Annotated in this window: 21 protein-coding genes; 14 read left to right on the top strand and 7 right to left on the bottom strand. The window is 59.0% G+C overall.

Going from position 1 to position 21,911, the window contains the following annotated elements; translation table 11 throughout:
• The first annotated feature begins 4 nt into the window (after positions 1-4).
• From PL640_RS11515 to PL640_RS11455, 13 genes are all read left to right on the top strand, one after another.
• Positions 5-673 (top strand): 4-carboxy-4-hydroxy-2-oxoadipate aldolase/oxaloacetate decarboxylase, encoded by a 669-nt coding sequence (locus PL640_RS11515; protein WP_271361986.1) that lies wholly within the window; start codon positions 5-7, stop codon positions 671-673.
• Between the two features lie 72 nt (positions 674-745).
• Positions 746-1,198 (top strand): tripartite tricarboxylate transporter TctB family protein, encoded by a 453-nt coding sequence (locus PL640_RS11510; protein WP_271361985.1) that lies wholly within the window; start codon positions 746-748, stop codon positions 1,196-1,198.
• Positions 1,195-2,706, top strand: coding sequence for a tripartite tricarboxylate transporter permease (locus PL640_RS11505; RefSeq protein ID WP_269698912.1), 1,512 nt, complete (start codon positions 1,195-1,197; stop codon positions 2,704-2,706). Before PL640_RS11510 ends, PL640_RS11505 begins: the two co-directional genes overlap by 4 nt.
• A gap of 42 nt (positions 2,707-2,748) precedes the next feature.
• Complete coding sequence (gene denD / locus PL640_RS11500; RefSeq protein WP_271361984.1) at positions 2,749-3,735, top strand: D-erythronate dehydrogenase; 987 nt, start codon at positions 2,749-2,751, stop codon at positions 3,733-3,735.
• On the top strand, positions 3,732-4,487 hold the full coding sequence (locus PL640_RS11495) for an SDR family oxidoreductase (protein WP_271361982.1): 756 nt from the start codon (positions 3,732-3,734) through the stop codon (positions 4,485-4,487). Before denD ends, PL640_RS11495 begins: the two co-directional genes overlap by 4 nt.
• 9 nt (positions 4,488-4,496) lie before the next feature.
• Entirely contained in the window at positions 4,497-5,432 is a 936-nt protein-coding gene (locus PL640_RS11490) for a 2-hydroxyacid dehydrogenase (RefSeq protein ID WP_271361981.1), read from the top strand.
• A gap of 182 nt (positions 5,433-5,614) precedes the next feature.
• Positions 5,615-6,433, top strand: coding sequence for an SDR family oxidoreductase (locus PL640_RS11485; protein ID WP_271361979.1), 819 nt, complete (start codon positions 5,615-5,617; stop codon positions 6,431-6,433).
• Positions 6,430-7,137, top strand: coding sequence for an amino acid ABC transporter permease (locus PL640_RS11480; RefSeq protein ID WP_080819611.1), 708 nt, complete (start codon positions 6,430-6,432; stop codon positions 7,135-7,137). The genes PL640_RS11485 and PL640_RS11480 overlap by 4 nt, the downstream gene beginning before the upstream one ends.
• Positions 7,134-7,892, top strand: coding sequence for an amino acid ABC transporter permease (locus tag PL640_RS11475; protein WP_135396999.1), 759 nt, complete (start codon positions 7,134-7,136; stop codon positions 7,890-7,892). Before PL640_RS11480 ends, PL640_RS11475 begins: the two co-directional genes overlap by 4 nt.
• Positions 7,889-8,653, top strand: coding sequence for an amino acid ABC transporter ATP-binding protein (locus PL640_RS11470; RefSeq protein ID WP_271361977.1), 765 nt, complete (start codon positions 7,889-7,891; stop codon positions 8,651-8,653). Before PL640_RS11475 ends, PL640_RS11470 begins: the two co-directional genes overlap by 4 nt.
• Positions 8,654-8,746: 93 nt before the next feature.
• Positions 8,747-9,583 carry an ABC transporter substrate-binding protein gene (locus PL640_RS11465; RefSeq protein ID WP_137453553.1) on the top strand — a complete coding sequence of 279 codons (837 nt, stop codon included), beginning with the start codon at positions 8,747-8,749 and terminating at the stop codon, positions 9,581-9,583.
• Between the two features lie 94 nt (positions 9,584-9,677).
• Entirely contained in the window at positions 9,678-10,352 is a 675-nt protein-coding gene (locus PL640_RS11460) for a 4-carboxy-4-hydroxy-2-oxoadipate aldolase/oxaloacetate decarboxylase (protein ID WP_142841660.1), read from the top strand.
• Between the two features lie 66 nt (positions 10,353-10,418).
• On the top strand, positions 10,419-11,450 hold the full coding sequence (locus PL640_RS11455; RefSeq protein WP_271361974.1) for an L-idonate 5-dehydrogenase: 1,032 nt from the start codon (positions 10,419-10,421) through the stop codon (positions 11,448-11,450).
• A 74-nt stretch (positions 11,451-11,524) separates the two neighbouring features.
• On the opposite strand, the gene PL640_RS11450 is transcribed toward PL640_RS11455, so the two are convergent.
• Complete coding sequence (locus tag PL640_RS11450) at positions 11,525-12,466, bottom strand: bifunctional helix-turn-helix transcriptional regulator/GNAT family N-acetyltransferase (protein WP_271361973.1); 942 nt, start codon at positions 12,464-12,466, stop codon at positions 11,525-11,527.
• A 231-nt stretch (positions 12,467-12,697) separates the two neighbouring features.
• Here PL640_RS11450 and PL640_RS11445 point away from each other — a divergent pair, with 231 nt between their 5' ends.
• Entirely contained in the window at positions 12,698-13,042 is a 345-nt protein-coding gene (locus PL640_RS11445) for a hypothetical protein (protein WP_271362101.1), read from the top strand.
• 27 nt (positions 13,043-13,069) lie between these two features.
• On the opposite strand, the gene PL640_RS11440 is transcribed toward PL640_RS11445, so the two are convergent.
• The 6 genes from PL640_RS11440 to PL640_RS11415 all read right to left on the bottom strand — a co-directional run bounded on the left by PL640_RS11440 (position 13,070) and on the right by PL640_RS11415 (position 21,910).
• Positions 13,070-14,218: an alpha-hydroxy acid oxidase gene (locus PL640_RS11440; RefSeq protein ID WP_269698921.1), complete on the bottom strand. Its 1,149-nt coding sequence runs from the start codon at positions 14,216-14,218 to the stop codon at positions 13,070-13,072.
• A 138-nt stretch (positions 14,219-14,356) separates the two neighbouring features.
• Positions 14,357-15,367 carry a 2-hydroxyacid dehydrogenase gene (locus PL640_RS11435; RefSeq protein ID WP_271361972.1) on the bottom strand — a complete coding sequence of 337 codons (1,011 nt, stop codon included), beginning with the start codon at positions 15,365-15,367 and terminating at the stop codon, positions 14,357-14,359.
• A gap of 63 nt (positions 15,368-15,430) precedes the next feature.
• Positions 15,431-17,053 carry an ABC-F family ATP-binding cassette domain-containing protein gene (locus PL640_RS11430; RefSeq protein WP_271361970.1) on the bottom strand — a complete coding sequence of 541 codons (1,623 nt, stop codon included), beginning with the start codon at positions 17,051-17,053 and terminating at the stop codon, positions 15,431-15,433.
• Positions 17,054-17,213: 160 nt separating this feature from the next.
• Positions 17,214-18,452: a vWA domain-containing protein gene (locus tag PL640_RS11425; RefSeq protein ID WP_271361969.1), complete on the bottom strand. Its 1,239-nt coding sequence runs from the start codon at positions 18,450-18,452 to the stop codon at positions 17,214-17,216.
• Between the two features lie 166 nt (positions 18,453-18,618).
• Positions 18,619-19,500 carry a transglutaminase family protein gene (locus PL640_RS11420; protein WP_271361968.1) on the bottom strand — a complete coding sequence of 294 codons (882 nt, stop codon included), beginning with the start codon at positions 19,498-19,500 and terminating at the stop codon, positions 18,619-18,621.
• Between the two features lie 4 nt (positions 19,501-19,504).
• Positions 19,505-21,910, bottom strand: a complete 2,406-nt coding sequence (locus tag PL640_RS11415; protein ID WP_271361967.1) for a circularly permuted type 2 ATP-grasp protein — start codon at positions 21,908-21,910, stop codon at positions 19,505-19,507.
• Between the last annotated feature and the right edge of the window lies 1 nt (position 21,911).

Raw genomic sequence — 21,911 nt, 5'->3', positions numbered from 1 at the left:
GCCAATGGCCCATGTCATCCGCAATTTCCAGCGCCCTTCCAAGGCCGATGTCGAGGCGATCAGTAAGTTCAGCCCCGCCACCATTCATGAGGCGCAGGGCAAGCTCGGCGCTCTCGATTATCGTATCAAGCCGATCAAGCCGGGCCTGAAAATCTGCGGCCCTGCGATCACCGCGAAATGCCATATCGGCGATAATCTGATGATTTTCGAGGCCATCAATCTGGCAAAGCCCGGTGACGTGCTGGTCATCGATGGCGGTGACAATCCCAATCAGGGGGGCTTTGGCGATGTGCTGGCTGCCGCCTGCATCGGCAAGGGCATTGTCGGCTTCGTGGTCAGCGCCGCCGTGCGTGATGGCAAGGGGCTGCGCGAGATCGGCTTCCCCGTGTTTTCGCTCGGCCTTTGCATGAAGGGCACCTCCAAGGACACGCTCGGCACCATCAACCATCCGGTGGTGGTGGGCGGCGAATTGATCAGCCCCGGCGATATCGTCTGCGGTGATGATGACGGCGTTGTCGTCGTTCGCGAGAGCGATATCCCGAAACTCGTCAATGCCTGCCGGGAGCGCGACGATCACGAGAACCACATGATGGAACTGCACCGTCAGGGCAAGATGGATATCGAGGATCGCTACGAAATGATGCGTTCGAAGGGATGTGTCTGGGCCGATTAAGCCAGCAATCCGGCATCTGAATACGCCGTGTCGGGAGGTGCGGCGTATTCTCAGTGTGGAGGGGAGATAATCATGGCCGAACACGGCTCGAAACTGACGGCGAATATTCTGTCCGGGGCTTTCTTTCTGGTGGCCGCCGCGGGGCTTTATTACGGCGCGCGGCCGCTGAGCATGGGCACTAATTTCCAGCCCGGACCCGGCTATATGCCGACGGTCATCGCGGCTTTGATGTTCGCACTCGGCATCGCGCTGCTTTTGCAGGATTTGCTGGGAAAGACACCGTCCGAAGCCTGGGTGGCGCCGAAAATGCGTCCGTTTCTGGCGGTCGCCGGCATTGTCGGTTTTGCGCTGCTGATCGAGCCATTGGGCTTCATTGCCGCCGCTTTCGTGCTGATCGTGCTCGCCTGCATCGCCTATGGCAGGATCCGGCCGGTTGAAGTTCTGCTACTTTCGGCAGTGCTCATCTTTGCCTGCATCCTCATTTTCGTTGTCGGCCTCGGACAGAGGATACCGTTGCTGCCATGACCGATCTTCTTTCCAATATTGTTCTCGGTTTTGGCGTGGCTGTCACGCCGATAAACCTTTTTTACTGTCTGCTCGGCGTCACGCTCGGCACGATGATCGGCATCCTGCCGGGCATCGGCCCTTCCGCCACCGTCGCGCTGCTTCTGCCCATCACCTATACGATGCCGGATACGGCGGCGCTGATCATGCTCGCGGGCATTTTTTATGGCGCGCAATATGGCGGCTCGACAACGGCGATTCTCGTCAACCTGCCGGGCGAATCCTCGTCCGTCGTCACCTGCATCGATGGTTATGCAATGGCCCGGCAGGGCAGGGCGGGTGTGGCGCTGGCCACGGCGGCGCTCGGGTCGTTTTTTGCCGGCACGGTGGCGACGGTCTTGATCGTCGTTGTCGCAAAGCCGCTTTCTGCCGTTGCGCTCGCCTTCGGGCCGGCCGATTATTTCAGTCTCGTGATCTTCGGGTTGCTGTTTGCCGTGTTCCTGTCGAGCGGATCACCGGTCAAGGCGGTCGGCATGGTCGCCTTCGGTATCGCCCTCAGCCTCGTCGGCATAGATCCGACTTCCGGCGAGCAAAGGTTTACCTTCGGCATGGCGGAACTGTTCGACGGCATCGATTTCGTGGTGCTTGCCATCGGGCTTCTCGGCGTCAGCGAAATTCTCTTCAACCTGCAGCAGGGCGTGGAGCGGGATGCAGGGGCAGCAAAGACCGGATCGCTGATGCCGACCCGGCAGGATTTCAAACAGGCTTTTCCCGCCGTGTTGCGCGGTACCGCGCTCGGCTCTTTCCTCGGCGTGCTGCCCGGTGGTGGTGCGATCATGAGTTCGTTCGCGAGTTATGCGCTGGAACGCAAGATCGCCAAGGACCCGTCCCGGTTTGGCAAGGGCGCAATTGAAGGGCTGGCGGGGCCGGAAAGCGCCAATAATGCCGGCGCGCAGACCTCCTTCATTCCGCTTCTGACGCTCGGCATTCCCGCCAACGGGCTGATGGCGCTGATGGTCGGTGCGATGATGATCCAGGGCATTACACCGGGACCTGAAGTCATGCAGTCGCGGCCAGACCTTTTCTGGGGGCTGATCGCCAGCATGTGGGTGGGCAATCTGCTGCTTCTGGTGTTGAACCTGCCGCTGATTGGCATCTGGGTTCGCCTTCTCGGCATTCCCTACCGGTTTTTGTGCCCCGCCATTTTGATGTTCTGCGCCATCGGCGCCTATGGCCTGTCTTACAGCGTCGTCGATGTTCTGTTCTGCGCGGTCTTCGGCATCGTCGGCTTCTTCCTGCGCAAGATCGGCTGTGAGCCGGCACCTCTGGTGCTGGGCTTCGTGCTTGGTCCGCTTCTGGAACAGAACATGCGCCTCGGGCTGCTGATCTCGCAGGGAAGTTTTTCGACATTCGTCACCCATCCGATCAGCGCCACCCTGCTGGCTTTGTCTGCCATCGTCGTCATCATGATGGCGATGCCGGCGATCATGCGCCGCCGCGAAGTGGTGTTTCAGGGTGACGAGGACTGACAATCAATCGAGCCGGCAATGCCGGTCAATCAAAGGTGAACCATGCATATTCTGATAATCGGCGCGGCCGGAATGATCGGCCGTAAATTGACGCAACGCCTTACCGCGGACGAAACGCTTGGCGGTGTGAAGATCAGCCAAATGACGCTGACGGATGTTTTCGAGCCGGTTGCGCCGGAAGGTTTTGGCGGCACGGTGACCCTCGAGCGTAACGATCTGTCGAACGCCGGCGTAGCCGAAAAGCTGATCGCAAAACGGCCGGATGTGATCTTCAATCTCGCCGCCGTGGTTTCGGGCGAAGCGGAGGCCGATTTCGATAAGGGCTATCGCATCAATCTCGATGGCGGACGTTCGCTGTTCGAAGCCATTCGTCTGGAGCATCAGAAGGACGGATACCGGCCGCGCGTGGTGTTCTGCTCGTCGCTTGCCGTGTTCGGCTCGCCATTCCCGAAGGTGATCGGCGATGAGTTCCTGACGGCTCCGCTGACCAGCTACGGTACGCAGAAGGCGATCGTGGAGCTTTTGCTCGCGGATTATAGCCGCCGTGGTTTCTTCGATGGCGTCAGCATCCGCTTGCCCACCATCTGCATCCGCCCCGGCAAGCCGAACGCGGCCGCCTCCGGCTTCTTCTCCAATATCCTGCGCGAACCGCTGGTGGGCCAGCAAGCGGTGCTGCCGGTTGCCGATACCGTGCGCCACTGGTTCGCTAGCCCGCGTTCGGCCGTCGCCTTCCTGCTGCGCGCCGCGACCGCCGATCTTTCCGGGCTTGGCGTTCGTCGCAATCTCATCATGCCGGGGCTTTCGGCCACGGTTGCCGACGAGATCGAGGCTCTGCGCGCCTTCGCCGGCGAAAAGGCGGTGGCGCTTATCAAGCGTGTTCCCGACGAGCGGATCATCCGGATCGTCGACGGCTGGGCCGAGGATTACGATCCGCAGCTCGCTCTGTCGCTCGGCTTCCGGGCGGAAACATCCTTTGCCGAAATCATTCAGGCGCATGTGGAAGATGAACTGGAAGGGAAAACGGCATGAGTGGGGGAAAGATCGCACTCGTCACGGGTGGAGGAACAGGAGTCGGCAAGGCGATTGCCGAGGCGCTTCTGGAAGATGGTTACAGCGTTGCGATCACAGGGCGGCGGCGTGAGGTTCTGGACGCCGCTGTCGGCGAATGGCGCGAACATCGAGACCGCGTTCTGGCCGTCACGGCCGATATTTCCGTTCCGGCCGATGTCGAACGGTTGTTCGCCGAGGTCACCGGTCGTTTCGGCCGTCTCGATCTTCTGGTCAACAACGCCGGCATGTCGGCACCGGCGGTCCATATCGAAGACGTGCCGTTCGAAACCTGGAACGCGGTGGTCGGGGCCAACCTCACTGGCGCTTTCCTCTGCACGCAGGCGGCGTTTCGCCAGATGAAAGCGCAGTCACCACAAGGCGGGCGCATCATCAATAATGGCTCGATTTCGGCCACCACGCCGCGTCCGCGGTCCGCACCTTACACCTCGACCAAGCACGCCATTTCCGGGCTTACAAAATCGGCCGCTCTGGACGGTCGGGCGTTCAACATCGCCTGCGGGCAGATCGATATCGGTAATGCCAGCACCGAGATGACCCGCGCCATGGCGACCGGCGTGTTGCAGGCGGATGGCAGCACCGCCATTGAGCCGACCATCGACGCCGGCATCGTCGCCAAGGCCGTGGTGCACATGGCCTCGCTGCCACTTGAAGCGAATGTGCTGACCATGACCGTGATGGCGAGCGGCATGCCTTTTATCGGTCGTGGGTAAGGAGTGCGCATGAAGCCCGATCTTCTGCAAACCTATCCGCTCCAGCCACAGATAGAAGCCGAACTGCAAAAGCGCTTCCGGGTCCATCGATGGCACGAAATATCCGACAAACAGGCGTTTCTGCAGGCGGAGGCGGCGTCGATAAAGGCTGTCGTTACCGGCGGCCATATCGGGGTCGCACCTGAACTCGCTGCCTGCCTGTCCGCTCTTGAAATCGTCGCGATCAACGGCGTCGGCTTTGACAAGGTCGATCTCGATCAGGCCCGCGCACGCGGCTTCAGGGTGACGAACACACCGGATGTGCTGACCGAAGATGTGGCCGATCTTGCCATCGGTCTTTGTGTCGTGCTGCTGCGCCAACTCGTCAATGCGGACTACCATGTCCGCTCCGGCGCATGGAAAAGAAGCGAGATGCCGCTCGGCAACAAGGCCTCGCGGCGGCGTTACGGCATTTACGGGCTTGGCCGCATAGGTCGTGCCATTGCGGTACGGTTGGAGGCTTTTAATGCGGAAATCTCCTATTTCAGCCGACAGAAGCAGGACGTGGCCTATGAATATCATTCGACAGCGGTGTCACTCGCGAGTGCGTGCGATGTCCTGATCGTCGCAGCGGCGGCGACGTCGGAGACGAAACATGTCGTCAACCGAGAGGTGCTGGAGGCGCTGGGGCCGGACGGGGCCCTCGTCAATGTCGCCAGAGGATCGCTCGTCGATGAAAAGGCGCTGGTCGATATTCTCATGGCGGGTGGGTTGAAAGGTGCGGCGCTCGATGTCTTCGAGAACGAACCGCACGTTCCCGAGGCACTGTTCGGCATGCGCAATGTGGTTCTCACACCGCATATCGGCGCTGCGACCCATGAAACGCGGCTGGAAATGGGCGCTCTGGTTCTCGCCAATCTCGACGCTCATTTTGCGGGGAAAGATTTGCTGACGCCGGTCGTCTAGGCGATTTCGCCGCTTCGGGCGGTGGCGCGGCGGTTGTGCCTTTTCGCCGGCCGGACTGATGCAGTGTCGAAAGTAGCGCGCGCATCCATCATCCATACAAGTTGCTTATTACTCCAAAAAAAATCGGTCTTAGGCAAGCGATGAAAGCTTCACTAATGTTTGGTCAACGATAGGGGACAAACATGCCATTCTCAGACTACAAGACCGCACTCGTGACCGGCGCATCTTCCGGAATTGGCGCCGCCGTTGTCGAGCGCCTTTGCCGTGAGGGGCTGGAAGTCCATGCGGTTGCCAGAAGTGCGGATGCTCTTAATCAGTTGGCGAAGCGCACGGGCTGTTTTGCTCATGTCATTGATGTGACGGACCGGCCGGCGCTTGCGAAGCTCACCAGTGAGGTTGCATTCGATGTCCTCGTCAACAATGCCGGCGTCGACCGTCCGAAGAAGTTTCTGGAAGCGGATGAAAGCGATATCGATCTGCTGATCGACGTCAACCTGCGCGCCGTGCTGCATCTGTGCCGCATGGTCGTGCCGGGCATGGTGGCGCGCGATCGTGGCCATGTCATCAACATCTCTTCCATTGCCGGCAACTATAATTTCGGCGGCAACTCCATCTATCATGCCAGCAAGGCGGGCGTGGCGATGCTGTCCAACCAGCTGCGCATCGATGCGTTCGGCAAACGCGTGCGGGTAACGGAAATCTGCCCCGGCCGCGTCGCGACCGACATATTCAACCATGTGCACGGCGATGATCCGAGCATTCGCGAGCGCTTCATCGATGGTTTCGAGCTACCGCAGGCATCCGATATCGCCGATGCGATTGCCTTTGCCATCGCTGCACCCGTGGCCATGAATATCGGCCACATGGAAATTACCCCGACGCTTCAGGTCATGGGTGGGTTGCAGACTGCCAAGCCACAGACGGTTGAAAGTCGGCCGATTGAAACTCGACCGGCTGAAAATAAAGCCGCGGCGGGCGGAGCCGGAGGAAAAGTCGCGTGAGCGGTTTTGACCTTTGGGCAATCCTGAGCAATGCGGACTATGTCTCGATGCTTTTGCATGGCATCCAGATGACGTTCATCATCTATGCCGGCTCATGGCTGCTCGCCATGTCGCTGGCCATTGTGCTGCTTGCCATTCGCCTGTCACCTTTCCGCTTCGGTGATCCGCTGGTGGCGGCCTATGTTTCCTATCACCGCAACGTGCCGACACTCGTGCAGCTGATGCTGTGGTATTTCGGCGTCTTCACGCTGCTGCCAAGCGGATTGGCCAACTGGCTTTCCAGCCACAATGCCGAAGCGATCTTCGCAATTATCGGTCTCGGCCTCTGTCAGGCAGCCTATTTCAGCGAAGATCTGCGCTCCGGCGTGCGTTCCATCAATCCCGGCCAGATGGAAGCGGCGCGTGCGCTCGGACATAGCTATGTCTCGGCGATGCGTTTCGTCATCATGCCGCAGGGCGTTCGCAATGCACTGCCGCCGCTGATCAACCACAGTACCTCGCTGTTCAAGAACAGCAGCCTTGGTGTCCTGATCGGCGCACCGGAGCTCACCCATGCGGTCAAGGAAGTCGAAAATCTCAGCTTCCGGACATTTGAAGTCTATCTCGTCGCCACCGTGCTTTATCTGTTCTTCTCGCTGCTGATCATGGGTCTCGGAGCCTATATCTCCATGCGTGCCGATCCACTGCGGAGGGCACGGGCATGATCCATGACATGATCGCAATCGTGCAGGATTACTGGCTGCTTCTGCTGATTGGCCAATATCCCAACGGGCCGCTGGGCGGCCTTGCCAACACGCTCATCCTGTCGGCGCTCAGTATCGCGCTCGCCTTTCCCGTCAGCATCCTGATGGCGCTGGCGCGGCTGTCGAAATGGCGGCTCCTGCGCTGGCCAGTCACCGCCGTGGTGTATTTCACCCGTGGCGTGCCGCTGCTGATGCTCATCCTCTGGAGCTATTTTCTCGTTCCGTTGTGGACCGGTGCAGATGTGCCGAGCTTCGTTACCATGCTGGCAACACTCGTCATCTATCAGGGCGCTTTCATGAGCGAGGTTGTGCGCGCTGGCATCGTATCGCTTGGGGCCGGACAGATGGATGCGGCGCGGGCGCTGGGGCACGGATATTTCAGCGCGATGCGCTATATCATCCTGCCGCAGGCGCTCTACAACATGATCCCGAGCCTCATTTCGACGTTCGTGTCCACCATCAAGGACACGACGCTTGGTTATGTCATCAATGTGCCGGACCTGACTTTTGCGGCGAACCAGGTGAACAACCAGCTCCTGACACAGCCTTTCCAGGTCTTCCTCATTCTGGCGCTGGTTTATTACATCATCTGCTGGTCGCTGACCCATGTCGCCAATCTTCTCGAGCGGCGCATCGCCCGCCGGCGGGCAGGCCCGCGCGGCAAGCTCGCGGCAGACGCACCGGCCCCCGCCAATATCGTTACGGAGCAGCTATGACCGCGCCAGTTTCCGCCACTCAGGAATACACCATCACGCTTTCGCAGGTCTGCAAAAGCTATGGCGATTATCAGGTGCTCAAGGATGTCAACGAAAACGTCACCCGTGGCGAAGTCGTTGTCATCTGCGGGCCGTCGGGCTCCGGCAAGTCCACCCTCATCCGCACGATCAACCGCCTGGAGGAAATCAGCAGCGGCTCGATCATGCTGGATGGCAGGAACATTCATGCCCAGATGCGCGCAAAGGAGCTGAATGCACTGCGCAGCCGGGTGGGTTTCGTCTTCCAGAGCTTCAACCTCTTCCCGCATCTTTCAGTGGTCGAGAATGTCTCCATGTCGCCGATCCGGGTGAAGGGCGTTTCTCCGGCTGTTGCCCATGACAAGGCGCTGAAGCTTCTTGATCGCGTTGGCCTGGCCGACAAGGCCAGCTCCTACCCGGCCCAGCTCTCCGGTGGCCAGCAGCAGCGCGTCGCCATCGCGCGGGCGCTTGCCATGGAACCGCCGGTCATGTTGTTCGACGAACCGACCTCTGCGCTCGACCCGGAAATGGTCGGCGAAGTGCTCGCTGTCATGAAAAGCCTCGCTGCCGAAGGCATGACCATGCTCTGCGTCACCCATGAAATGGGCTTTGCCCGTGAAGTGGCCGACCGCATCTGGTTCATCGACGCCGGGCGCATTCTCGAAACCGCCAAACCGAACGAGTTTTTCAAAAATCCGCAACACCCGCGTGCTCAGCGCTTTCTCGCTGATCTCAGGCACTAGGGCGGAGCTGGCGACAAATATGAGCGGTTTCGCAAAAAAAACGCTCCGGACTGAATTACCAACCCAACCTCTATAATAACAGGGAGAACTGAAATGAACTGGAAGACAATTACGCTTACCGCTGCGCTTGCCACCTCGGCAGCAGTCATTCCGGCCAAGGCCGACCAGCTCGACACGATCATGGCGAACAAGACGTTGCGTTGTGCCACTTTCGCCGACGTGCCGCCTTTCGCCTCGCCGGATCCGAAGACGCGCGAAATGGCGGGCTTCGACGTTGACCTCTGCGGCGCCATCGCCAAGGAACTCGGCGTCAAGGCCGAGGTCAAGCCGGTGTCGGTTGAAGCGCGCGTCCCCGAAGTCAAGCTCGGCCGCGTCGATCTCTCGGTCGCCAACCTTGCCTATACCCAAAGCCGTGCAGAACAGATCCAGTTCAGTGACCCTTATTACCTGGCTAAGGAAATGCTGATCGTTCCGGTTGATGACCCCGGCACCAAGAAGTCCGATTTTGTCGGCCAGCGCATCGCGTCCAGCAAGGGCTCGACATCGGAGCTCTCCGTCAAGCTCAACAAGTCCGAGCCGCTGACGTTCCAGGATACGGCGTCTGCCTATCTCGCCGTTCAGCAGGGCAAGGCGCGTGGCATCGTCGGAAATACCATGACGATGACCAAGTTCGTCAACGAATCCAAGACCAAGGGCAAGCAGATGCGGATGATCGAAGAGCCGATGCTCTTCCAGCCTATCGGCATTGGCATGGCCAAGGACAATCCGGCGCTGACCGCCAAGATCAACGAAATTCTCCGCAAGCTCGATGCGGATGGCGAGATCAATCGCATCTGGGACAAGTGGCTTGGCCCGAACACCGAATACAAAATGACGCGCACTGACAAGGTTGTGCCTCTGTCCGAACTGAAGTTCGATCCGATCCCCTGAGCTTCGGCTCAGCTTCAGTCATCATTCCATTTATCCAACATCATCATCGGTCGGCGAGATGTTCTCGCCGACGGTTTCAACGTGGGAGGTTTTCATGATCCACATTAAAGATATCGCGCAGCGTCCGGCCAAGGCCGATGTCGAGGCCCTTGCCAAATTCTCTCCTGCGACGATCCATGAGGCGCAGGGGCGTCGTGGCGCATTGTCTTCGCGGCTGAAGCCGGTCGATTATCGCATGAAGCTCTGCGGCCCGGCCTTCACGGTCAAATGTGCGCCGCGCGACAACATTATGCTGCAGCTCGCCATCAACTATGCCAAGCCGGGTGACATCATTGTCGTTTCCGCCGGTGAATATGAAGAAGCGGGTTCCTTCGGCGATGTGCTCGCCAATGCCTGCCTCGCAAAAGGCATCGGCGGTCTGGTGACCGATACCGGCGTGCGCGACACTCTGCAGCTGCGAGATCTCGGCTTTCCCGTCTTTTCGCTCAGCGTCTGCATCAAGGGCACGGTCAAGGAGACCATTGCCGCGGTCAACGATCAGGTGATCGTCGGCGGCGAAATCATCAATCCGGGCGATATCATCGTCGGTGATGCCGACGGTCTTGTCGTCGTCCGACGCGAAGAAGCGCAGGAATCGGCGAAGCTTTCGCAGGCCCGCGAAGATGCCGAGGCCGGTTACATCGAAGCCTACAAGCAGGGCAAATCGGTGATCGAGGTCAGCAAGCTCGAGGCTGTGCTGAAAGCCAAGGGCCTCGTGGTCGATATCTGAGACAAATCCAGGGAAATGGCCTGGCGGCAATAACCGCCATGCCGAACCCCCATGGGAGGAGCGAATATGAAAGCGGTTGTCATCCACGCGGCCAAGGATTTGCGGATTGAAGAACGGGAGGCGGAGCAGCCCGGGCCCGGACAGGTCGAGGTCGCCATCGAGGCGGGTGGTATCTGCGGCTCCGACCTGCATTATTACAATCACGGCGGCTTCGGCACCGTGCGGGTGCGGGAGCCGATGATCCTTGGCCATGAGGTCGCCGGCACCATCAGGGCTTTGGGAGAAGGCGTTTCCGGTCTTGCCGTCGGCGACCGCGTTGCCGTGTCGCCGAGCCGGCCCTGCAACCATTGCGAATTTTGCCTGAAGGGCCAGCAGAACCAGTGCCTGAACATGCGCTTTTATGGCTCCGCCATGCCGATGCCGCATATTCAGGGCGCATTCCGCCAGCGCCTCGTTGCCGAGGCCTATCAGTGCCACAAGGTGCGCGACGGTATTTCCATCCATGAAGCGGCCATGGCTGAACCCTTTGCAGTGACGCTGCATGGTGTCAATCGCGCTGGCGCATTGACCGACAAGCGTGTTTTGGTCACCGGCTGCGGGCCCATCGGCGCGCTTGCCATCATCGCTGCCCGCGCCCATGGCGCCCGGGAAATCGTTGCGACCGATGTCATGGATGCGGTTCTGCAAAAGGCGCTTGCCGTCGGCGCCGACCGTGTCATCAATGTTGCCAGCGACCCGGATGCGTTATCAGCCTATTCGGCGAACAAGGGCTACTTCGATGTGCAATTTGAAGCCTCCGGAAACGAAAGGGCCGTCCGGTCGGGTCTCGAAGCGCTGAAACCGCGCTCCACGGTGGTTCAGCTCGGGCTCGGCGGTGATGTGTCCATTCCCCAGAACATGGTGGTCGCCAAGGAAATCGAGATGAAGGGCACGTTCCGTTTCCATGAGGAATTTGGACTTGCCGTCGATTTCATCAACCAGCGCCGCGTCGACCTGAAGCCTCTGCTGACCGGCACCTTCCCGTTGGAAGAGGCGGTCACAGCATTTGAAACCGCCGGTGACAGAAGCAAATCCATGAAAGTTCAGCTCGCCTTCTGATAGGTCCAATTTATGATCCGTAGACGGCTGCACGGTAACTTTCGGTGCGGCCGTTCATCCACCGGGATTAGCGATCATTCGGGCCGGGAACGAACAAAGCGCTGTTCCAGAACCTCGCTTCCCCATTGGCTACCAGGACGTTCTTCGACACAGGCGAAACCATGGGTCTCGTAAAGATGTCGGGCGGCCGAAAGGCCGTTGAATGTCCAAAGATGGGTTTCCGAAAAGGCCTTTTCATCCGCAAAGGCCAGAGCGGCTGCAAGCAGCCTGCGTCCGACACCGCCACCGCGAACACTGTCATCCACGATGAACCAGCGTAGATGCGCGTTGCCCGATCCAAGGTCTTCGCCGTCGATGGCGACGGAGCCGATAATCTCGTCGCCGCGCCGCGCCGTCCATATCGCATTTTGCGGTCTTTCGAGCCGGTTGCAGAAGGAGGCGAGGCCTTCGGCGACAACGGATTCGAAACGCTGGCCGAAGCCGGATGTCCGGGCGTAATAGAGCGCATGCATCTGTGTTATGTGGGCGATAATACCCGGCCGGTATCCTGAGACGATATCTATGGCGGGAGCGGCGGCATCGCCTCGGTCTCCCAGCGCATCGGCATAAAGGCGCAGCCCCGCAAGGATGGTGTTTGCATCCGCCGGTGTAAGCTGTGTCAGGGCGCCGGATACCTGCCGGTTGGCGAAGGTGTGAATGGCGCCGACCCGTTTTTGTCCCTTGTCGGCAAGAAACAGCAGCTTGATACGGTTATCCTGTTCGTCCGTCTTCTCCAGAATATCTCCTGACAGGACGAGTTTGCGAAGCATGCGGCTGACACTGGATTTTTCAAGCCGCAGAAGCTTTCCCAGATCACGCGCCGTAATTCCCGGGCACGTCTCGATCTCGATCAGGGCATGAACGGCGGAAGGTGGCAGATCGGTGCCTGCGAAATCGCCGCCCATGAAACCGAGTTCCCGGACAAGCCGGCGCGAGGTGAAGCGGATGTCATTTATGGGGAGAGACTGTTCGGACATATTAAACCCATTATAGTTGCATTGTGCAACGATAATCATACTCACCACGATCTGCCAAGTTCGGTCTTCTTTAAAATGCTGGATTCCTCCGGGAAATCGGGCAAGCTCCCGTTCAGGATCGTTGGCACGACTTCAGGAATGACCGCCATCGAGAAAAAAGCCATCCTCAAGCAGTCCGCGCGGAAGGTTTCGTACCATCGCGATGTGTAATTACCCGGCTATGGAGCAGACATACCCGATACGCCTCGCTTCTTCCGTTATGCCGTTCTCGCTGCGATGTTGCCCGTCGCCGTCCTCGGCATCACGACACCGCCGAATGAGTATCGCGCCGTCGGCATCGAGGCAGTCGATTGTGATGGGCCTATATCGGTTTTGATCCCTGCCGTGCCGGCACTTGCAGCCTATGCCATTATCGGCTGGGTGTTCCTGTCAGGTGCAAAGCGCCACCGTTCCCTGATCTCTGGCAGCATTTGTGTGGTGATATCCTTGGCGCTTATCTGGAATATCGGCGCAGCGCTGCTGGAACATCGACGAAACGCCGCGGAAATAGCCTGTGGTTACAGCGGGAAGCTGTAACCTTGCCTGGAAATGCGGAATACGGTTCTATCCGTGAAACCGCAGGTTCCGGCGCGTCAGCTGCTCGACAGTGGTGCAGCCCATCAGCTTCATGCCGCGCTCGATTTCGATGCGCATCATTTCCAGCGCCCTTTCCACCCCCGGCTGGCCGGCGGCAGCGAGCGGGAAAAGATAATAACGGCCGAGCCCCACAGCCTTTGCGCCCAGAGACAGCGCTTTCAGAACATGGGTCCCGCGCTGTACGCCGCCATCCATCATTACGTCGATCCGGTCGCCGACGGCATCAACAATTTCTGCCAGCTGGTCGAAGGCGCTGCGGGAACCATCGAGCTGGCGACCGCCGTGATTGGAGAGCACGATGCCGCTGCAGCCGATTTCGACAGCGCGCCGGGCGTCGTCAACCGACATGATGCCTTTGAGGCAGAAGGGTCCATCCCATTCTTTCACCATCTGCGCCACGTCATCCCAGTTCATGGAAGGGTCCAGCATCTCGGTGAAATAGCGGCTGATGGAGAGCGCCCCGCCATCCATTTTTATGTGGCCGTCGAGCTGCGGCAGGCTGAAGCGCTCATGCGTCAGATAATTGATGCCCCAGGCCGGCTTGATGGCGAATTGCGCGATGCCGGAGAGATTGAGCTTGAAGGGGATGGCAAAACCAGTGCGCTTGTCGCGCTCGCGGTTTCCGCCGGTAATGCTGTCCACGGTCAGCATCATCGTCTCGACACCGGCACTTTTGGCGCGCGCCATCATATCGCGGTTGAGGCCACGGTCCTTGTGGAAATAGAACTGATAGACCTGCGGCCCGCCGCTGATCCGGCGCGCTTCCTCAAGGCTGGTGGTGCCGAGGGAGGAGACGCCGAACATCGTGCCGAACTTTCCAGCCGCGGCCGCGACCGCCCGCTCTCCCTGATGGTGGAAGAGACGCTGCAGCGCCGTCGGGGAACAATAGACCGGCATGGAGAGCTTTTGCCCCATGACGGTGACCGACATGTCCACGTCGGACACACCGCGCAGCACATCCGGAACAAGATCGCAGTTTTCAAAGGCGGCCGTATTTCGCCGATACGTTACTTCGTCGTCGGCAGCGCCATCTATGTAGTTGAAGATCGGTCCGGGAAGACGCTGTTTGGCCATGCGGCGAAAATCATGGAAATTATAGCAGTCTTTGAGTTGCATCTGTCGCTCGACCGGTCCGGTTTGGAAGCCCTGAAAAGATTGCTCGAAACCTATACCGGGGATTTGGGGCGGGCAATCGGCTTGCCGACGATTTTCGCAGGCTCGAAGCATGAATAATTCAGAGGCGGGGCGGAAGCGCTAAACGGGGCCTGCAAGTTGTTCGGTGGAGACCGCATGCAGCGCTTTGCCAGTGCTGATGAAGCTTTCAATATTGCCGATCGTGGTATCCGCAATGTTTTTGAGGGCTTCCTCCGTGAAAAACCCTTGATGACCGGTTACCAGAACATTGGGGAAGGTCAGTAACCGTGCAAAGACATCGTCGCGCAGCACGTCATTGGAAAGATCTTCAAAAAAAAGATCGGCCTCCTCCTCATAGACATCGATGCCGAGAGAACCGATCCTACCGTCTTTCAGACCCGTGATCGCGGCGCGCGTGTCGATGATTGCGCCGCGGCTGGTGTTGATGAGCATCACGCCTTTCTTGAGGAGGGGCAGCGTCTCCCTGCGGATCAGGTGCCTGGTCTCTGGCGTGAGCGGGCACATCAACGTAAGAATGTCCGATGTCCGGAACAATTCCTCCCGTGCCACATAGGCCATGCCCAGCGCCTCGCAATCAGGATTCGGCTGAAGATCGTGGCCGATGAGACGGCAGCCAAAACCGGCTGCAATACGCGCAAAAATCGCGCCGATCTTTCCAGTGCCGACGATGCCGATGGTCTTGCCGTGGAGATCGAAACCAAGCAAGCCATCAAGGGCGAAGTTGCCTTCGCGGACGCGGTTATAGGCGCGATGGATCTTGCGGTTGAGTGACAGGATGAGCGCCATCGTGTGTTCGGCAACCGCATAGGGCGAATAGGCGGGAACGCGAGCGATGGTCACGCCCAACTTTTCGGCGGCCGCGAGATCGACCTGGTTGAAACCGGCGCAACGCAGGGCGACGAGCTGCACGCCCATTTCCGTCAGCCTTTCGAGCACGGGCCGCGACAGGTCATCATTAACGAAGGCGCAGATGGCACCTGCTCCCTCCGCCAGGGCAACAGTTTCAAGCGACAGGCGCGCTTCGCAATATTGTATCCGCATGCCTGACTGGGCGGCGGCGTCAAGGAACTGCCTGTCATAGGGCTTGGCGCTGTAAACCACGATCCGCATCTGCTTCTCCAGTATCGAGTACGAAAGTTACCGTTGCGGAGACCCTGTGTCCGGTACGTGGCCTCAGCTGCGAAGGCCCGGTGCTTCCTGCCCGGTGCTTTCTACATATTCGGTGTAGCCGCCGCCAAATTGGTGAATGCCATCCGGGGTCAGTTCAAGTACCCGGTTTGAGAGGGCGGCGAGGAAATGGCGATCGTGGGAAACGAACAGCATCGTGCCCTCATAATCCGACAGGGCCTTGATCAGCATTTCCTTGGTATCGAGATCAAGATGGTTCGTCGGCTCGTCGAGTACCAGGAAATTCGGTGGATCGAAAAGCATGGCCGCCATCACGAGACGGGCTTTTTCACCGCCGGACAAAACGCGACAGCGTTTTTCGACATCGTCTCCGGAAAAGCCGAAACAGCCGGAAAGCGCGCGGAGCGGCGCCTGTCCGGCTTTTGGAAAACGTTCCTCCAGCCATTCCAGAATGGTGCTGTCGCCATCCAGAACATCCATGGCGTGCTGGGCGAAATAACCGAGCTTGACGCTGGCGCCGAGCGTGACATTGCCGGAATCCGGCGCGGTCGTGCCGGTCACCAGCTTCAGCAAGGTGGATTTTCCAGCGCCATTCACGCCCATGATGCACCAGCGCTCCTTGCGCCGCACCATGAAATCCAGCTCGCCATAGATCGTGCGGCTGCCATAGGCCTTGTTGACCTTTTTCAGCGCCACGACATCCTCACCCGATCTTGGGGCTGGGGCGAATTCGAAAGCGACCGTCTGGCGCCGTTTTGGTGGTTCGACGCGGTCGATCTTTTCAAGTTTCTTGACGCGGCTCTGCACCTGCGAGGCATGCGAAGCACGCGCCTTGAAGCGTTCGATGAATTTGATTTCCTTGGCGAGCATGGCCTGCTGGCGCTCGAATTGCGCCTGCTGCTGCTTTTCGTTCTGTGCCCGCTGCTGTTCGTAAAAGCCATAATCGCCGGAATAGGTGGTGAGGTTGCCGGCATCGATCTCGATGATCTTGGTGACGATACGGTTCATGAATTCGCGGTCATGCGAGGTCATCAACAATGCGCCGTCATAGTTTTTCAGAAAATCCTCAAGCCAGATCAGGCTTTCGAGATCGAGATGGTTCGACGGTTCGTCAAGCAGCATCACGTCCGGGCGCATCAAAAGGATGCGGGCGAGCGCCACACGCATCTTCCAGCCACCGGACAGTTTTGAAACGTCACCGTCCATCATTTCCTGGCTAAAGCTCAAGCCATCCAGAACCTCACGGGCGCGGCCCTCCAGTGCGTAGCCGTCAAGCTCTTCGTAACGCGCCTGCACTTCACCGTAACGTTCGATGATGGCGTCCATTTCGTCGATTCGGTCGGGATCGGACATGGCGGCTTCCAGTTCCCGCAGTTCCGCCGCCACTTTGCTGACCGGGCCTGCGCCTTCCATGACTTCGGCGACCGCGGAACGCCCGGACATTTCACCGACATCCTGATCGAAATAACCGACCGTCATGCCCTTTTCGACGACGACCTGTCCCTCATCGGGCTGCTCCTCGCCGGTCATCATCCGAAACAGCGTGGTCTTGCCGGAACCGTTCGGCCCGACAAGGCCGATCTTCTCGCCGCGATTGAGCGCAGCGGAGGCCTCGATGTAAAGAATGCGGTGACTGTTCGACTTGCTGATATTTTCGATGCGGATCATGACAGGGCCTATGAATGGGAGCGGCCCTCCTATGCCACGGGTCGCAGCCGCTGTCACCTGCCGCGCATGTCTTGTCAGCCATGCAGAACCCGGGAAGACTGGCCTCCGGGGCAAATACCCCGGAAGCGATATGTTTGCGTCTTCGCCTGCCGAATTTTCGTCAGTTCGTCAGCGTGGCTATGCTGCCGGCTGCCTTGCGGGCGATTTCGCCAAAGGCGGTGACAATCTGCTCCATGTTTTCGGGCGCGTAATAATTGTCGAGGCTGGAAGCGCAATATTGCAGCAGCGACTTGCCCTTGTCCGGCGCCATGAAGGCGACGCTGAAGATCTTGATCCCGTCTTTCTTGGCGGTCTCGCAGGTGGTGCGCACCGACTGGTCGATGCTGGAACTCCACGAGGAGCCGTTTCCAGTCATTTCACCGTCGGTCATGAGAACGATATAGCGTTCGAAGGATTCACTGCCTTTGTCTTTGTGTTCTTTCGCTTCGTAGGGGTTGGATTTTTTAAGAGCGTTATATGCGGCGGTCAGGCTGCTGCGGGCATCCGTGCCGCCGGTCGGAAATTCCGGAATCTGTTTATCGACATAAGTGACAACGCTGCTTGTACCCCAGTTGGTGGCCTGCGCCGGATAGGTCTCATGTGTATAGACTGACGCACCTGTGCGAACGAGCTGGGAACCACCGCTGGCGGTATAGGTCGGGTCGGCCTTGTTCAACGTTGCAACGAGAAAGCCGACCGCGGTTTTCAGCGATGTGGCCTTGTTGACGTAGCACGGGCTGGACGTAACCTGCGCTTCGCTTTTTCCCCAATTGCTGGAAGTATAATTCGGGCACGATTTTTTCGCGGCATTGATCGTATCGGTCTTGAAGGACATCGAACCGGAGCGGTCGAGCACCAGATACATGGATATCGGGGCGCCTTTGTTGACGGTGCTTTTTGCGGTGCCGGTCGCGGAAATATCGATAGTCTTCAGTCCAAAAAACCCGATCAGAGGATTGAGCTGCAGCTGACGGTTAATCGTGGTCTCGATGAAGTAGGTCTTGCCGCGCGCGTCTTCGGTTGACGAGATACTGACAGGAGAGTTCTTTTCGAGCTCCATCCTCTCTTCCTCCGTCAGGTTCTTTAGCTGTTGACTGGCGATGAAAGCCTTGGCGATTTCCTTGATTTGCTCGTCGGTGGCATCGCCTTCCTTCAGGCGTGCCTCGGTTGCTGCGGCGAGCGCTGCAGAATCCGCCGTGTTCTGCAGGTCGGCTTTCACCTGCATCACATTTGCCAGCTCCAGGCCGGCTCCGGCCACGCCCAGCAACATCGGCAGCAATATTGCCGTCATGATGCCGAAATTACCGCTGGTATCGGTAAGGAAACGGCGCTTCAGTTTTTTGTCTGTGGAGGCAGTCATGATGGGGCTCACCGATTAGAATATGCGACTGAGCGCAGAAAACCCGTAAAGGATATAAAATCCGCTAACACGAAGATTATAATTTTATGAATCGTTCAAATTGGTGCAGTTTTTGAAGTATTTTTAAGAATTAATTGGTTGGAAGATTGAAATAACACATATTGTATCATTGCTGGACGGGAACCACATCCACCGCCTGTTTTATCTGCTGGTTGCCGTAGCTCTTCAGGACCCCGATCACCGGTGCGACATCCGAATAGTCGCGGCCATAACCGACGACGATGTGGTCGCAGCCGGCCACGATATCATTGGTGGGGTCGAGTTCCAGATAACCGGCCGCTTCTCCGCACCAGATGCGGACCCAGGCATGCATGGCATCGGCGCCTTCCAGCCGTTCCTTGCCAGGCGGAGGAATGGTGCGCAGGAAACCGCTGACATAACCGGCGGGAATGCCGAGGCTGCGTAGCGCCATGATCATGATATGCGAAAAATCCTGGCACACGCCGCGCTTCAATTTAAAGGCTTCCGATGGTGTCGTATCCACGGTTGTCGCCTCGCCATCATAGGTGAAGTCCTTGTGGATGCGTTTGCACATGGCCAGCGCGATTTCGCGGATCGTCATTCCCGGTTTCAGCAACTCCCGCGCATAGGCGGATATTGCCGTGTCCACTCCTATTCTGGGGCTCGCGCCAATGAAATGGTGTGGTGACTGGAAATCGATCGACCAGACATCGGCAAGGTTCTGCGGCAGGCGGGAAAGCTCGGGTGAAAAATCTGCCGTCATGGCCGGCGCTTCCACCATCACACGCGCCTGCATGCGGATATCCAGCTTTTCATGCGGCGCGCGCAGATGCACAGACGTGGCCGATTGATGAAAGAAATCGTCAAAGACGGCACGTTCTTCCGGCACGGGCGAAACATCGATGGAACCTGCGACCAGTCTCTGCCGACCCGGGATCGACAGAGGCAGCACACGGATAATGTGGCGTGCGCCATGGGCCGGCGTGTCGTAGGTGTAACCCATATGCAGGGAAAGATCGTAAAGCATAGGGTTATCCGAGATATGTGCGGGCCAGAACATCGGACAGATGTTCCATGTCGGTTTCAAGCTGGCGATAGATCGCACCATTCATGTTTTCCGGCGTCATGACGGCGAGCCCGGAATGAAGACGCATCGTTTCGCGGTAAAATGGCGACATCTGGCCGTTCACAAAGGCATTTGGAAGCTGCTCCACCTCGGTGCGGATTTCGTTCAACTGGAACAGGATCGAGCGCGGATTGAGCGGATCAAGTGCCAGAAGATCGGTGACCGTCAACCCCGCCGTGGCGACATTGTAGCGGCGGCGATGGGTCATGACGCTGTCGCCGATTTCGAGCAGCATGTCATAGGAACCATCAGGCGCGTCCGGCCCGGTCATGTGGCCGAGAAGCCGTGTCATGTGCAGGCCGCGTTCAAGATAACGGCCGATCGACAGGAAACGCCAGCCGGTGAAACGGTACATGTTTTCGTGCACGAGACCGGCAAAGCCGGCAAGCTTGCGCAGCAGGATGGTCATGGCGTGGGTAGCATCGTCGCCGGGCGCCACTTTCGCGTGGAAACGGCGGGCGGTCTTGGCAAGGTCGTTCAGCGCCAACCATCCATCGGGTGAAAAGCGGTCGCGGATATTGCTGGCGGAATAAAGCGCGCTGTTAATGTTGTTCAGCAGGCTTTCCGGCACGGCATCGTTCATCTCCACGTCAAGCGCTTCGAGATACCGCGTCACATGGGCGAGCAGGGGTTGGCGCGGATCGGCCGATTCAGCATAACGCCCGTGCCAGGCGCGCAGGATGCGTAACGCGCCTTCAGAACGTTCGATATAACGGCCGAGCCAGAAGAGGTTGTCGGCAGCCCTGCTGGGCAGGCTGCCCGGCATGTTGCGGGTAAAGCTCTCTTCCGCCGGCAGAAGCGTGGTGCGTTCCACCGGTTTTTCGCTGACGATCCAGACATCCGCGGCGCTGCCACCCGATTGCATGGCAATGGCGGAAACGTCATCGCCGCTTCCAATTCGGGCAAAGCCGCCCGGCATGATCTGCCAGCCATTCTGCGTGCGGGCGGCAAAGACGCGAAGGCTCATCGGGCGCGGTACGAGCTTGTTGCCGATATAGGCCGGCGTGGTTGAAAGCTTCACAACTTCCTGGCCCACCAGCCTGTGGCCGTCAGAGGCAAGCCAGTCGCTGATCGATTCCTTCGCTGTCTCGCGCAAGGACGAACCGAGTACGGATTGGCCGTTATCGTCGAAGAAGGGCAGGCGGGAATAGGCCGGGCCGATGACCATGCCTTCGATATTGCCGGCAACGTGGCGGCGTTCGGATTCCTGTCCGCACCACCAGGTAGCGATCGACGGCAGCTTCAACTCCTCGCCCAGAAGGTGGCGGCAGATGCGCGGCATGAAGGCAAGCAGTGCCCGCGTTTCGAGAATGCCGCTGCCGAGGGCGTTGACGATGGTGAGTGCTTCGTTGCGTAGTGCCTGCACCATGCCGGGCGTGCCGATATGGGATTGCTGGTTGAGTTCCAGCGGATCGGAATAGGAAGCGTCGAGACGCCGCCAGAGCACACCGATCGGCTTCAACCCGGCCACGGTTCGAACCATGACGCGGCCGTTGACGACGGTGAGGTCCTCACCCTCCAGCAGCATGAAGCCGAGATAACGGGCGATATAGGCGTGTTCGAAATAGGTTTCGTTGGCGGGGCCGGGCGTCAGCACCGCGATGCGGTCGTCCGGGTGCTTTCTGTGGGCCTGTAGCGTGTCGCGGAAAGCGCCGAAAAACGAGGCCAGCCGGTGAACATGGGTTTCGGCGTAAATATCGGACAGTGCGCGGGTGGTGGCTACCCGGTTTTCCAGCGCGAAACCAGCGCCGGAAGGCGCCTGCGTCCGGTCGGCCAGCACCCACCAGTTTCCATCAGGTCCGCGTCCTATTTCGAACGAGCAGAAATGCAGGTAATGGCCGCTTGCCGGTTTGACGCCAACCATCGGCCGTAAGTATTCCGGATTGGAAGCGATCAGCGCCGGCGGCACGTAACCTTCGTTCACGAGCCGGTTCTCGCCATAAAAATCGGCAACCATGGCCTCCAGAAGATCGGCGCGCTGTTTCAGCCCCTCGGAGAGAACCGTCCATTCCCTGTCATCGATCAGTACTGGAATATGCGAGATCGGCCAGTTTCGCTCGCTGCTGCCCTTGCTGTAATCGCGGTAGAACACGCCTGCGTCGCGTAGATAGCGGTCGGTGCGGGCAAAGCGCTCGTGCAGTTCGCGTTCGGACATGCGCGAGAGCGCACCGAGCAGGTGCTTCCAGACCGGCCTCACCTTGCCGTCGGTATCGAGCATTTCGTCGGCCACGCCCGGCAAGGTGGAATAGCCAAGCCCGCGCGGTGGTGCGCCGGTTTCCGTCTTGCGTTCCGTTGCCGGGGCTTTGGACAAT

Source organism: Agrobacterium sp. ST15.16.024, from assembly GCF_027956545.1.
GTDB classification, from domain to species: domain Bacteria; phylum Pseudomonadota; class Alphaproteobacteria; order Rhizobiales; family Rhizobiaceae; genus Agrobacterium; species Agrobacterium cucumeris.
Note: the sequence above shows the minus strand (reverse complement) of the source record. Positions and strands in the feature narration are given on the sequence as shown.